The sequence below is a fragment of the Terriglobia bacterium genome, from assembly GCA_020072815.1.
In the GTDB taxonomy this organism is placed as follows: domain Bacteria; phylum Acidobacteriota; class Terriglobia; order Terriglobales; family Acidobacteriaceae; genus Angelobacter.
This window is the reverse complement of the sequence record JAIQGE010000013.1, coordinates 69,672-81,988: the sequence shown is the minus strand read 5'-3', so window position 1 is coordinate 81,988 and position 12,317 is coordinate 69,672. Positions and strand designations below refer to the sequence as shown.

Below are 12,317 nucleotides of genomic sequence, written 5' to 3'. Positions count from 1 at the left end.
CTCGCCCTACTGTGACGCCGTTACTTGCGAGCCCAACACCGGAACGGCATGGACCGCCAGAAACTCCAAAATCGCCCGGTGCGCTGCTTCGGGCTGATCTGTCGTAAGAATATGGCTGGCGTGAGCAAGCATGACCAGTTTCGCTCCGGGAATGCGCTCGGCGATCAATTTGCCGTTTCCCGGCGGCACCAAACGGTCAGATTCACCATGAATCACCAACGTGGGCGCCTTGATCTGTTCCAGCCGGCTGTACGCTTCCCAGGCCAGGATTCCTTGCAACTGCGCCTGAAAGCCTTCCGGCCGGGGAAGCCATTGCCGGCGAATCGCCAAGTCTTCATCCATCTTTTCAAGAGGAGTGGCTGGATCGTAAGTGTACGGGCGAATCGCCAGCGCGGCCTGCTCCGGAGTGATATCGCGGGCCATCAGGATTTTCGTGACCTCCGCTTCCGCCCGCACGGCAGTGGGCCCGCCGGAGGCCGTACAGCCCAGGATCAGCGAGCGCACCCGCTTGGGATATTGCAGAGCGAACTCCTGCGCGATCATGCCGCCCATGGAGAGACCAAAGACGTGCGCGCTCTCCACGGCTGCCGCGTCCAGCACCGCCGCGGCGTCAGACGCCATCAAAGCAATTGGATAAGGACCCGGGGGCACGTCGCTGCGTCCGCTGCCGCGGTTATCAAGCGCCAGGGTCCGGTAGTGCGCCGCCAGCACAGGGCGCGTGCGGTGCCACATGGGCGAGGGATAGCCGAGCCCCATGATCAGCAGCACCGGCTCGCCCTTCCCTTGTTCGTCCCAGTAGATTCGGGCTCCCTGATTTTCAATAAATGACACAGACACTCCTCATGCTTCCTCAAATCACGCAAAAACAATGGCCCTTCATGTTACGCGAGAGTTCGCTTGGCGAGAAGTATTGCAACAAGCTCTTTCCGCGGCATGCGGGAACATTGGTATAGTAGTGCACCGTGCCGCTTCTTCGCTCCACTGTCGATCGCGACTCCCCTTCATACCGCACCAACTATGAGGGCATGCAAGCGGCCATCGAGCGCCTGCGCACCGAGTTGAAGCGCTCCACGGAAGGCGGCGGCGAAAAGTACGTGAAGCGCCACGTCGAGCGCGGCAAGCTGCTGCCGCGTGACCGCGTTGAGATGTTGCTGGACGAAGGGTCGTATTTCCTGGAGATCGCCCCTTTGGCCGGCTACGGAATAGAGAACGAGTTTCCCGGCGCCGGCGTGGTTGGCGGAGTAGGGCTGGTTTGCGGGCGCGAATGCCTCATCACCGCCAACGAGGCGACAGCAAAAGGCGGCGCCACCGGCGAAGCCGGCCTGTGGAAGAACGGCCGTCTGGCCGATATCGCCCGCATCAATCATCTGCCCAGCATTCTTTTGGTGGAATCCGCCGGAGCGGACCTGCCGGTGCAAAGCAAAGTATTTGTCGCCGGTGGCCGCGGCTTCCGTGAGATCACACGCCGTTCAAGGCAACGTATCCCGACCATTTCTGTCGTCTTCGGCAGTTCTACGGCGGGCGGCGCATACCTGCCCGGCATGTCCGATTACGTGGTGATGGTCAAGAAACAGGCACAGGTGTTCCTGGCTGGGCCGCCCTTGGTGAAGATGGCGACCGGAGAAATTTCCGACGAAGAATCCCTGGGCGGAGCAGAGATGCATTCGCGCGTCTCCGGTCTTTCCGACTACCTGGCAGAAGATGAGCTTGATGCGGTGCGAATCGCCCGCGAGATTGTCAGCCACTTGAACACTCCCAAGCCGGAAATTCCTAACCTGCGTCCGGTGCGCGAACCGGTGTATGACCTAGACGAACTCTTGGGTATCGCTTCCATGGATGTGCGCGTGCCATTCGAGATTCGTGAGGTGATTGCCCGCATTGTTGACGGCAGCGACTTCGCCGAGTTCAAGCCGGAGTATGGTCCCACGCTGGTGACCGGCTTCGCCCACATTCACGGCTTCCCCATCGGCATTCTCGGCAACAATGGCGTGCTGATGTCGGAGTCGTCGGGCAAAGGCGCGCAATTCATCCATTTGTGCAACCAGCAGAACATTCCGCTCCTGTTCCTGCAGAACATCACTGGGTTCATGGTGGGCCGCTCGTACGAGGAGGACGGAATCATCCGCAATGGGGCCAAGCTGATCAACGCGGTGTCCAACTCCACCGTGCCCGCCATCACTATCATGGTTGGCGGGTCCTACGGCGCCGGCAATTACGCCATGTGCGGCCGGGCCTACGATCCACGGTTCCTGTTCACGTGGCCCAATCACCGCATCGCTGTCATGGGCGAAAAACAGCTCTCCGGTGTGATGGACATTATCAGGCGCGATGCGGCAGCCAAGACCGGGCAATCCATTGACGAAGAGAAGCTGGCCTTCGGCCGGAAGATGCTGGAAGACCAGATCAGCCGCGAGTCAGACTGTTACTTCGCTACAGCACGGCTGTGGGATGACGGCATCATCGACCCGCGAGACACACGTACCGTGATTGCGATTGCCTTGTCTGCGTCCTACAATGCGCCGGCGGAAGGGACCATGGAGTGGGGAGTTTTTAGGCATTGAGTCATTGGGAAATTTGGTAATTGGGTAATTGAACCACAGACCGTGCGAAATTTACCCAATTACCAAATTACTCAATTACCAAATTGTCCATGCTTTCATCTTCTTCTATAAGACGCGTCCTTATCGCCAATCGCGGCGAAATCGCGGTGCGGATCATCCGTACCTGTCGCGAGATGGGCATTGAGACCGTGGCTGTGTATTCGGAATTCGATCGCAACGCCCTGCATGTCCGCCTTGCGGACCAGGCTGTGCCGATCGGCGGTTCTGCCCCGCGCGACTCCTACCTTAATATAGGCGCCATTCTCACCGCCGCACGCCAAACCGGCGCCGACGCCGTCCATCCCGGCTACGGCTTCCTGGCAGAGAACGCCGAATTCGCGGCGGCCTGCGAAGCAGCGGGCATAATCTTTATTGGGCCGCGTTCCGGTGTGATTCGCTCCATGGGATCGAAAGATGAGGGCCGCCGGCTCGCGGAACAAGCGGGAGTTCCGGTGGCGCCGTCGGCGACAGAAAAGGACTTCCAGAAGCTTGGGTTTCCACTGCTGATCAAGGCTTCGACGGGCGGCGGCGGGCGCGGTATGCGAGTGGTTCGTACGGCCGGCGAGTTTCAGCAGGCTTACAGCTCGGCCCGCAGCGAGGCGGAACGCGCCTTCGGCGACGGCGCCCTGCTGATCGAAAAATACATTGAGGGCGCGCGCCACGTCGAAGTCCAGATTGTGGGCGATCATCACGGCAACCTGATTCATCTCTTCGAACGCGATTGCTCCGCGCAACGGCGCCACCAGAAGATCATTGAAGAGAGCCCTTCGCCGGCGCTGACGCCCGAAATCCGCCAAAGCATGGCGAAAGCAGCGCTTGCCCTGGCACGCAAGATGGACTACACCAACGCAGGAACTGTGGAGTTCCTGCTCGCTCCGTCGGGCGAGTTCTACTTCATTGAGGTTAACACGCGCATTCAGGTGGAGCATCCAGTCACGGAGATGACCACCGGGTCGGATCTGATCCGTCTGCAGATCGAGATTGCGCAGGGCAAGTCGTTGCCCGCGGAAGTGCTGCAACCCAATGGACACGCGATTGAAGCCCGGCTCTATGCCGAGGACCCGGAGAACGGATTTCTGCCCTCGACGGGAACACTGCACGTCTGGGAGCCGCCGGCGGGAGTAGAAGGCCTTCGCGTTGATTCGGGCGTGGAGGAAGGGACCGAAATCGGCGTTTACTATGATCCGCTGCTTGCCAAAGTGATTGTTCACGCAGCCGAACGGGAAAGCGCGATCAACAAACTGGTCTATGCGCTGAAGCATTTCGCGGCGCAAGGAGTGCGCACGAACCGCGAATTCCTTGTGAACCTGCTGGACAGCAGCCCGTTTCGCGCCGGGGAAATTCATACAGGCTCTGATGTTGTCGCTTATGCTCAAGGCGATCTGCGCGAGGCGCGCTTGGCGCAGGATGAAATCTTCGCTTCGGTGCTGCGCGCATACATTGAACGCACCGAGCATGCACAAAGGCAGATACTGCCCTCGATTCCACTCCGGTTTCGTAACAATCCTTATCCCGGTCCGGCCATGAAGCTGGAAATTGACGGCCGCGAACACCAGATACGCGGCGCTGAGGGACGTGTTGAAGTCCTGCATGTGCACGACAGCGAAGCGGTTGCCCTGATTGCAGGCCTTCGTCATCAATTCCACATCCGCCGTCACGGCGACGAGTACTACATGCGCTCTGGTCTGGGACAGCGCACGGTCAAGCGCCTGCCTCGTTATCCGCACAGCGCCGGTGCAGGCCGGCACCAGTCGGCGAACTCTCCTATGCCGGGTCAGGTCTTGAGAATCCTGGTTGCGCAGGGCCAGAGGGTCAAACCGGGCGAGCCTCTAATTGTGGTTGAAGCCATGAAAATGGAGCAAAATATCATTGCCACAATTGAGGGCGTCATCGCGGCCATCCTGGTCAAGCCGGGTGAGATCGTAGCGCCCGGACAGATGCTCGTAGAAATTCAATCCGTGGAGGATGCCCAATGAGCACGCAAGCAGTTCCGCAGCAAATCACTGAGTTCCCGTACTTCACCGAGGAGCACGATCTGATCCGTCAAACGGTGAGCCGCTTCTGCAAGGAAGACATCGCGCCTCACGCGGCCGACTGGGACGAAGAAGGCATCTTTCCGCGAGAGTTGTTCAAGAAGGCAGGTGATCTGGGCCTGTTCGGCATCCGCATTGATCCCAAGTGGGGCGGCAGCGGGCAGGATTGGTGGGCCACCACGGCTTACGTTGAGTCGCTCAGCCATTCCGACAGCGGCAGCATCAACATGGCATTCCTGGTCCAGTCGGACATGACGATTCCGGTGATCCAGGACCTCGGCACCGCGGAACAAAAGGACGAATTCCTGCCGCCAGCGGTGCGCGGCGATTGGATTGGCGCGCTGGGAATCAGCGAGCCGGGCGGAGGCTCGGACGTAGCGGCGATCAAGACCAGGGGCCGCATTGAAGGTGATGAGCTGGTGATCTCCGGGCAGAAGCTGTGGATCACGAACGGCACACGCGCTGACTACATTGTCCTGGCGGTGCGCACCGGCGGTGAAGGACACAAAGGCATCTCGCTGGTGCTGTTTCGCACAAATACCAAAGGCTTCTCCGTGGGAAAAAAGCTGAAGAAGATCGGCAACCTCGCTTCCGATACAGCCGAGCTCTTCTTTGATGAGTGCCGCGTTCCCGTGCGTAACATTCTGGGCAAGAAAGACCACGGTTTCTACTACATCATGGAGAACTTCCAGGGTGAGCGGCTGGTGGCTTCGCTGGGCGCTCTGGCGGCCATGGACAAAGGTCTCCGGTGGGCGATCGATTACGGCCATGAACGCAGCGTATTCGGCTCGCCCGTGGGAAAGTTTCAGGTGTGGCGGCACCGTTTTGCCGAGCACCTTACGGCCATCGAGGCCGGGCGCTGGCTCACTTATCACGCTGTGGACATGGTGAACCGCGGCAAGCGGGCGGTGCGCGAAATCACCATGGCCAAGCTCTACACCACAGAGCTGTCACAAAAGGTGGCCTATGACTGCATGCAGATCTTCGGCGGCTTCGCTTACACCACGGAGTATCCCGTCGGACGCATGTGGCGAGACCTGCGATTGAACACCATTGGCGCAGGGACTTCCGAGATCATGAAAGAGATCATCGCCAAGGAAGAGAAGCTGTGATGGAGAAGGCCCAGGCGGACCTTGCGTATAACCTGATCCATCGTTTCAACGCAGGCGACGCGTTGCGGCGGAGTGCGGTGCGTTCGCCGCAGCAGACCGCCATTCGTTTTCAGGACCGCACGCTCAGCTACGCGGAATTTGACTCGCTGGCGAACCAGGCGGCGCGACTTCTGCTGGAGAGTGGCATCAGCCGTGGCGATAGCGTGGCGATTTTTGCCGTCAATTCACCTGAATATGCCGCCGTGTTTTTTGCCTGTGCCCGGATCGGCGCAGTGCTCGTCCCCATTAATCTGCTGTTCACTGCGGAAGAAGTTGATTACGTGCTGGAAAAGACCCGGGTGAAAGCGCTCCTGCTGGATCCAATGTTTGCCGGGAAAGTCAGCCGCCCGCCCGCGGCTCGTTTCCTGCTTGATGATGCTTTGCGGAAAACTCTGGCGGCTCAGGATGCGAATCAGGTGGAGCAACTGGTGGACGACAACGATCCTCTGCTCATCATCTTTACCAGCGGCACCACAGCAAAGGCCAAGGGCGTGGTGCTCACCCATTTGAACTTTTACGCTTACCTTCTGGCCAGCTACGCGGACTACGGGGTTGATCGCTCCTGGCGCTACCTGCTGGCTTTACCCATGTTTCATGTCGCCGGCCTGGTGCTGACTTTTTCCTGTTTTGCCTCGGGTTGTGAAAGCATCATTGTCCCGCTGCCCAAGCCGGAACCGCTTCTGCAAGCCATTGCGGTTCACAAAGCGAACATACTTGCGTTGCCCGCGACCGTCTGGGTAGGACTGCTGCAAGCCCCCGGCATCGAGACCGCGGACCTATCGAGCCTTAAGCGCCTGTTCGTCTTCCAGTACTTGCCAACCCCGGTGTTCCAGCGCTGGCGCCAGATAACACCCAACGCGGAGTGGGTCAACTGCTGGGGCCAAACGGAAACCACCGCCCTCGGTTCGGCAACGCCCAGCGCGGAGATCGGGCGCATGCTGGCCGCTCCCGATCCGATTGGCATTCAGCATGTGCCGCTGGAGCTTCGGATTGTTGACGAAGCGATGAGGGACGTGGAAGCGGGAAAGCCCGGGGAAATTGTCGTGCGCGGTCCCTGCGTGACGCCCGGCTACTTCGAAGACCCGGCGGCGAACGAGGTCCTGTTTCGCGGAGGCTGGCACCACACGGGCGACGTCGCCTATCGCGATGAACATGGCTGGCTGTATTTCCTTGACCGCAAAAAGGACATGATCAAGAGCGGTGGCGAAAATGTATCCAGCCAGGAAGTGGAAGAAGCCCTCTCGCAGCATCCGGCCGTAGCAGAAGTCGCCGTCATCGGCGTGCACGATGATTATTGGATCGAGAAAGTGGTGGCCTGCGTCGTCCCCATGCCCGGCATGCAGCCGAGCGAAGATGAACTGCTGGCCTACGCGCGCTCCCGCCTGGCCGGCTTCAAGGTTCCCAAGCAGGTTTATGTCATGGCCGAGTTCCCCAAGAACCCGACGGGCAAGGTGCTCAAGCGGGTGCTGCGGGAGAAGCTCAACCAGCAAGCCGGTGGAGCGGCGGTATGATCCGCATTGCGAACGGCTCGGCTTTCTGGGGCGATTCCCAGGAAGCGCCGCTGCAACTCCTGCGTGGCGGCCCTCTCGATTACCTGACGCTTGACTATCTTGCCGAGATTACCATGTCCATCCTGCAGAAGCTGCGTGCGCGCGACCCGCGGGCCGGGTATGCTCATGATTTTGTCGGCGTGATCAAGCGTGGGGCACGCGACATTGTGGAGCGCGGCGTGAAAGTCGTCACCAACGCCGGCGGCATCAATCCGCAGGCTTGCCGTGACGCTGTCTCCGCGGTTCTGCAAGCTGCCGGATACGGCGGACGCATCAAGATCGGCGTTGTGACCGGTGACGATATTCTGCCCCGGCTGGGTGAGTTGCTCGATCGCGGCATTGACCTCGCAAACCTTGACACGGGCGAACCCCTGACCAGCATCTGGCCGCAGGTGCAGAGCGCGAACGTCTATTTCGGCGCGTTCCCCATCGCGGAAGCCCTGGATCGCGGGGCCGGGATTGTGATCACCGGACGCTGCAATGATGCGGCGCTTGCGCTTGGCCCCATGATCCAGAAGTTCGGCTGGAAGGCGGACGATTGGGACCGGCTCTCCGCCGGCACCATCGCGGGGCACATCATTGAATGCGGGGCGCAGTGCACCGGCGGCAACTGCCAGGCGGATTGGGAGAGCATTCCCGACTTCGCCGGCATCGGCTATCCCATCATTGAAGCCGAAACCGACGGAACATTTGTGGTCACCAAGCATACGGGCACCGGCGGTCGCGTGAGCGTGGCCTCCGTTACCGAGCAAGTGCTGTACGAGATTGGCGATCCGCGTTGTTACATTACGCCCGACGGCATCGCCGACTTCACCACGATTCATCTTGAACAGCAAGGGCCGGACCGCGTGCATGCTTCCGGGATCAAAGGGCGTCCGGCGACGGATTTCTACAAAGTTTCCATAAGCTATGCTGCCGGCTTTAAAGCAATGGGCGCGCTGGTCTATGCCTGGCCGGACGCGTACAAGAAAGCGAAAGCCGCTGACTGCATATTGCGCGAGCGGTTCGAGCGGCTGGGACTGAAGTTTGATGCCATTCACTCCGAGTTCGTTGGAGTAAACGCCACGCACGGCAACATGGCAGGCGAACCGTCGCCGGACATTGCTGAAGTGGCATTGCGAATCGGTGTGCGTAGCTCAGACAAAACCGCAGTCGAGCGATTTACGAAGGAACTGATACCCATCGCCTTGAACGGCCCTCCGGCAGTCACCGGGCTGGGAGTCGGCCGCCCCAAGGTGGAAGAGATCGTTGCTTACTGGCCGGCGCTGGTCCCCAAGGAAATGGTTACGCCGCAGATTTCGGTGACGGAGGCATGATGGCGAGAATCCAGCTACGCGAAATCGCGCACGCGCGCTCGGGCGACAAAGGTGATTCGGCCAACATCGGCCTGATCGCGCTTAAGCCGGAGCACTACCCGGTCCTGGTTCGCGAGGTTACGGCCGAACGCGTCAAACGGCACTTTGCCGGCATTTGCCAGGGAGAAGTAGAACGCTTTGAGCTTCCCAACCTGCACGCCTTGAATTTCGTCTTGCATCACGCACTCGACGGCGGCGGGTTGGTCTCATTGCGCTCCGATTCTCAGGGGAAGACCTACAGCACGGCGTTGCTCAGAATGGAAATTGAAGTGGCATAGATGGCCTACAGCAAAATCATTTACGAAACTCAAGACGGCATCGCGCGCATCACCCTGAACCGGCCGGACAAACGCAATGCGTTGGATGGCGAATTGATTTCCGAGTTGAAGGAAGCTATGGCTTCTTCTGCCAGCGATCCGCAGTGCCGCGTGGTTGTGCTCAGCGGAGCGGGCACGGACTTCTGCTCCGGCGCCGACCTGGCAGGCCTGGAAAAGACAGCGCAGGCCGGCGTGCTGGAGAACATGGCTGACGCGCGCAGCACGGCCGAGCTGTTCCTGGCCATGCGCCATCACCCGCACCCTGTGATCGCTGCTGTACATGGGCGCGCCTTGGCCGGCGGGTGCGGCATTGCCACCGCGTGTGACATTGTCCTGGCAGCGAGGTCCGCCCAGTTCGGCTACCCGGAAGTGAATATTGGATTCGTGCCGGCAATGGTAATGGCCATCCTGCGCCGCTCGATTTCAGAAAAAGCCGCGGTTGAGCTCGTGGTAACCGGAGAGACCATCTCTGCCGCCCGAGCGTACGAACTTGGCCTGGTCCACCGTGTTTACACGGATGAAGACTTCCCTGCTGAGGTGCATGCTTACGCTGCGCGGCTGGCCGCCAAGTCCGCATCGGCCGTGATGCTATCGAAGCGCCTGCTGTGCAACATGGATTCCATGTCGTTCGAAGCGGCGCTCGAAGCCGGCGTGGAAACCAATGCCATTGCCCGCATGACTGACGATTGTCGCCGCGGCATTGAGCGCTTCTTGAAGAAAAGGGGCTCCTGACCAAGCGCCCGCTCGAATTCAGGAGCAGACCGGATGGGGAGAGAACCTCAGCCCCACAGTTGAGGCAGCTCTGCCTGCGCTGATTCAGGCCACCTTAGAAGAATTACAGAAATGGCGAGCGACCATTGAGATGCCGGCTTCAGCTCTGCACATTGTTTAAGGAACCGGGCTTAGGGAAACCGGCTCGACTTCGAACACCTGCAATCTTCGGCACCGACGGCTCTAGAGCGATTCCTGAGAAGGTCTAGCGAAAGGAATTCAACAAGCCCGGTCACCTCCGCACAACCCGCGCACACGCTGAAAAGTACGGACGAAGGAGAGATTGACGGCAAGTCCACAAACTAAAGAAAATGCACTGGATCTTTGGCTGCCCCCCAGGGATTCGAACCCCGATATGCTGATCCAGAGTCAGCTGTCCTACCATTGAACGAGGGGGCAGCAAGCGGCAAGAGCCAGCACGCACTGCTGGCTCTATTCATTTTATGATGCGCTTCCAGGCAGGTCAAATAAGTCACTGCCGAAGAGCGGTCCTGAATTGCTGTCTCTAGCTCCCTGCTCCTATTTACTTCCCTCCTCCGCTGGTGGCGCTGCGGGAGGGCTCGCTCGCGGTGTTGGGCGGACTATGGCTTGGCTCCGGACCGCCGTGCAGAGCCAGCTGGCCCAGCCGGCACAGGTTGATGGCGTCGCCCAAAATGCGCGTTGCCTCCTGCGGCGCATGGAAGCCCATGGAGTTCTCAGACATGATGAAGTCAATCATGAAGCCGCCGCGACGCTGGTAGTCGCGGGCTTTGGCCAGCTGTGCGGGAGTAACTTTGTCTTTGTTGGCCTGGATGTCATGGATGAGGTCCATCAGGGCATCCAGGGCGGTGTTGCGCAAATCAAAGAAGCGGTCCTGGATGTCCTCCACGCGGGCCTTGAGTTCTTCTTCAGGAAAGTGGTGACAGGTCTGGCAGGAACGGTTGACTTTTAGCAGCGGGCTGTTCACCTGGTGGTCACTGATTTTGAGAGCTCCCGTGCGGGTGTAGGGCATGTGGCAATCAGCACAGGCCACGCCGGAGCGCGCGTGTACCCCCATGCTCCACACTTCAAACTCGGGATGGCGGGCCTTGATCAGCGGAGCGCCGGTATCCGGGTGCTCCCACTCCTTGATCTTGTTTTCATCTTCGTGGGCGATGATGTCTTCCACGCGCAGACCTTTGGTCCAGGGGAAGGTCAGCGTCTTGTCCGGCGGCTTGAAGTAATAGGTTACGTGACACTGTCCGCAAACGTAGCTGCGCATTTCCTGGCGCGTGGCCATCTTGTTTACGTCATAGTCCTTCACGCCCTGTGACGCCTTGAGCGCTTTGATGCCTTCGACAAACGCAGGGCGTGTGACTCGCAACTGCATGGTCTGGGGATCGTGACAATCAATGCAGGCCACGGGGTGAGCGGCGAGTTTGCGCGCCTCCGCGTACTTCATGTGGTTGATGGCTTGAAATCCCTTGGCGGCGTCGCCGTTTCCCGCCTGGTTGTACACAGTGACCATGGACGCGTGGCAGTTCAAGCACGCGCCCGGCGGACTGAACTGCTGGCGCTCGGTGAACGTCTGGTCGTCAAGCATGTAGGCGTGGCCGCGACGCTCGCGATAGTCCTTGGAAAACGCGTATCCGGCCCACATGATTTTCAGGCGCGGGTCCTGTTCCAGTTTGGAGCGCGCCACGGCGGAACGCGGGTCAGCTTCGGTAGGCGAATGGGGCAGAGCTTCACTGCCGCCGTACTTGGTGCGCTGCTGGTCCACGGTGCGCATGTACAAGTCATACTGCATGGGAAAATTCTTGCCCCAGATCGCGGGGTCAGACACCGTATCATTCAGCTCCACCACTTTGTAAAACGGGTTGCGAGCTTCCTGCTTGCGCTCAAAGATATTGACCAGCAGAGCGGTGAGCGTGAATACGACCACGGCCGCCAGCACAACGATGGTCAACAAAAAACCGCGCGGACGTGCGGCTTTAGAATCGGCGGGATTAGCGTTTGTCATGTAAGCTCCTGACCGCGTCGGGGATACTGAGGGAAGCGGACGACTCCGAGTGGCCGACGGAATAGTGGCAGCGCGTGCAATGGACGCCTTCCGCCTGCCCGTGCACGCGGTCGCTGTCAATGGCCTGGGTAATTGCCTGATGGCAGTTGCGGCACGCCGACTCCACGACCTCGCGGTCAAACCGGGTGATCTCAATGTTGTCCGGGTAGCGGCCGGTGGTGAAATAGAAAGAGTGAAAGAAGCCGTTGCTGGCTTTTACCGCATACTTACCGAGAATATTGTGCGGAGTGTGACAGTCATTACAGGTGGCCGCGGAATGGTGGCTGGATTTGACCCAGCCGTCGTATTGCCCGTTCATGGCGTGGCAATTGGCGCAGGCGCTGGGATTGTTGGAGAGGTAAGAGTAGCCTTTGGCGTAAACAAAAGCGTAACCGCCGACGCCCAGCGCAACGCCGGCCAGAGTGGCCAGGACGAGTTTGAGACTCATCGCCCGCATGCGAACCTCTCTTACTGTGACTGCTGGTTGCGATCCAGTTGATCATTCTGCCACAAAAAACATCGC

Annotated in this window: 10 protein-coding genes and 1 tRNA gene; 7 read left to right on the top strand and 4 right to left on the bottom strand. The window is 59.7% G+C overall.

Annotated elements, in window-relative coordinates; all coding sequences use genetic code 11:
* Nucleotides 1–6: 6 nt before the first annotated feature.
* Complete coding sequence (locus LAO20_17205; GenBank protein MBZ5533170.1) at nt 7–831, bottom strand: alpha/beta hydrolase; 825 nt, start codon at nt 829–831, stop codon at nt 7–9.
* A 194-nt stretch (nt 832–1,025) separates the two neighbouring features.
* On the opposite strand from LAO20_17205, the gene LAO20_17200 reads away from it, so the two are divergent.
* The 7 genes from LAO20_17200 (at nt 1,026) to LAO20_17170 (ending at nt 9,738) form a co-directional block, all read left to right on the top strand.
* Nucleotides 1,026–2,561 carry an acyl-CoA carboxylase subunit beta gene (locus tag LAO20_17200; GenBank protein ID MBZ5533169.1) on the top strand — a complete coding sequence of 512 codons (1,536 nt, stop codon included), beginning with the start codon at nt 1,026–1,028 and terminating at the stop codon, nt 2,559–2,561.
* Between the two features lie 89 nt (nt 2,562–2,650).
* Nucleotides 2,651–4,576: an ATP-grasp domain-containing protein gene (locus LAO20_17195; GenBank protein MBZ5533168.1), complete on the top strand. Its 1,926-nt coding sequence runs from the start codon at nt 2,651–2,653 to the stop codon at nt 4,574–4,576.
* Nucleotides 4,573–5,745 (top strand): acyl-CoA dehydrogenase family protein, encoded by a 1,173-nt coding sequence (locus LAO20_17190; GenBank protein MBZ5533167.1) that lies wholly within the window; start codon nt 4,573–4,575, stop codon nt 5,743–5,745. The genes LAO20_17195 and LAO20_17190 overlap by 4 nt, the downstream gene beginning before the upstream one ends.
* The gene (locus LAO20_17185; GenBank protein MBZ5533166.1) at nt 5,745–7,295 is read left to right on the top strand and encodes an AMP-binding protein; all 1,551 of its coding nucleotides are present in this window, start codon (nt 5,745–5,747) and stop codon (nt 7,293–7,295) included. The genes LAO20_17190 and LAO20_17185 overlap by 1 nt, the downstream gene beginning before the upstream one ends.
* Nucleotides 7,292–8,650: a DUF1446 domain-containing protein gene (locus LAO20_17180; GenBank protein ID MBZ5533165.1), complete on the top strand. Its 1,359-nt coding sequence runs from the start codon at nt 7,292–7,294 to the stop codon at nt 8,648–8,650. The genes LAO20_17185 and LAO20_17180 overlap by 4 nt, the downstream gene beginning before the upstream one ends.
* Nucleotides 8,650–8,967 carry a hypothetical protein gene (locus LAO20_17175; GenBank protein ID MBZ5533164.1) on the top strand — a complete coding sequence of 106 codons (318 nt, stop codon included), beginning with the start codon at nt 8,650–8,652 and terminating at the stop codon, nt 8,965–8,967. Before LAO20_17180 ends, LAO20_17175 begins: the two co-directional genes overlap by 1 nt.
* Complete coding sequence (locus LAO20_17170) at nt 8,968–9,738, top strand: enoyl-CoA hydratase/isomerase family protein (GenBank protein MBZ5533163.1); 771 nt, start codon at nt 8,968–8,970, stop codon at nt 9,736–9,738.
* 364 nt (nt 9,739–10,102) lie between these two features.
* On the opposite strand, the gene LAO20_17165 is transcribed toward LAO20_17170, so the two are convergent.
* The 3 genes from LAO20_17165 to nrfH form a co-directional block, all read right to left on the bottom strand.
* A tRNA-Gln gene (locus LAO20_17165) sits at nt 10,103–10,176 on the bottom strand.
* A gap of 124 nt (nt 10,177–10,300) precedes the next feature.
* Entirely contained in the window at nt 10,301–11,755 is a 1,455-nt protein-coding gene (locus LAO20_17160) for an ammonia-forming cytochrome c nitrite reductase subunit c552 (GenBank protein MBZ5533162.1), read from the bottom strand.
* Nucleotides 11,742–12,251, bottom strand: a complete 510-nt coding sequence (gene nrfH / locus LAO20_17155) for a cytochrome c nitrite reductase small subunit (GenBank protein MBZ5533161.1) — start codon at nt 12,249–12,251, stop codon at nt 11,742–11,744. The genes LAO20_17160 and nrfH overlap by 14 nt, the downstream gene beginning before the upstream one ends.
* Between the last annotated feature and the right edge of the window lie 66 nt (nt 12,252–12,317).

What these genes read in the sequence shown, in the direction of transcription:
- LAO20_17200 (MBZ5533169.1), top strand. Translation starts at nt 1,026, where the DNA reads ATGCAAGCGGCCATCGAGCGCCTGCGCACCGAGTTGAAGCGCTCCACG.
- LAO20_17195 (MBZ5533168.1), top strand. Translation starts at nt 2,651, where the DNA reads ATGCTTTCATCTTCTTCTATAAGACGCGTCCTTATCGCCAATCGCGGC.
- LAO20_17190 (MBZ5533167.1), top strand. Translation starts at nt 4,573, where the DNA reads ATGAGCACGCAAGCAGTTCCGCAGCAAATCACTGAGTTCCCGTACTTC.
- LAO20_17185 (MBZ5533166.1), top strand. Translation starts at nt 5,745, where the DNA reads ATGGAGAAGGCCCAGGCGGACCTTGCGTATAACCTGATCCATCGTTTC.
- LAO20_17180 (MBZ5533165.1), top strand. Translation starts at nt 7,292, where the DNA reads ATGATCCGCATTGCGAACGGCTCGGCTTTCTGGGGCGATTCCCAGGAA.
- LAO20_17175 (MBZ5533164.1), top strand. Translation starts at nt 8,650, where the DNA reads ATGGCGAGAATCCAGCTACGCGAAATCGCGCACGCGCGCTCGGGCGAC.
- LAO20_17170 (MBZ5533163.1), top strand. Translation starts at nt 8,968, where the DNA reads ATGGCCTACAGCAAAATCATTTACGAAACTCAAGACGGCATCGCGCGC.
- LAO20_17160 (MBZ5533162.1), bottom strand. Translation starts at nt 11,755, where the DNA reads ATGACAAACGCTAATCCCGCCGATTCTAAAGCCGCACGTCCGCGCGGT.
- nrfH (MBZ5533161.1), bottom strand. Translation starts at nt 12,251, where the DNA reads ATGCGGGCGATGAGTCTCAAACTCGTCCTGGCCACTCTGGCCGGCGTT.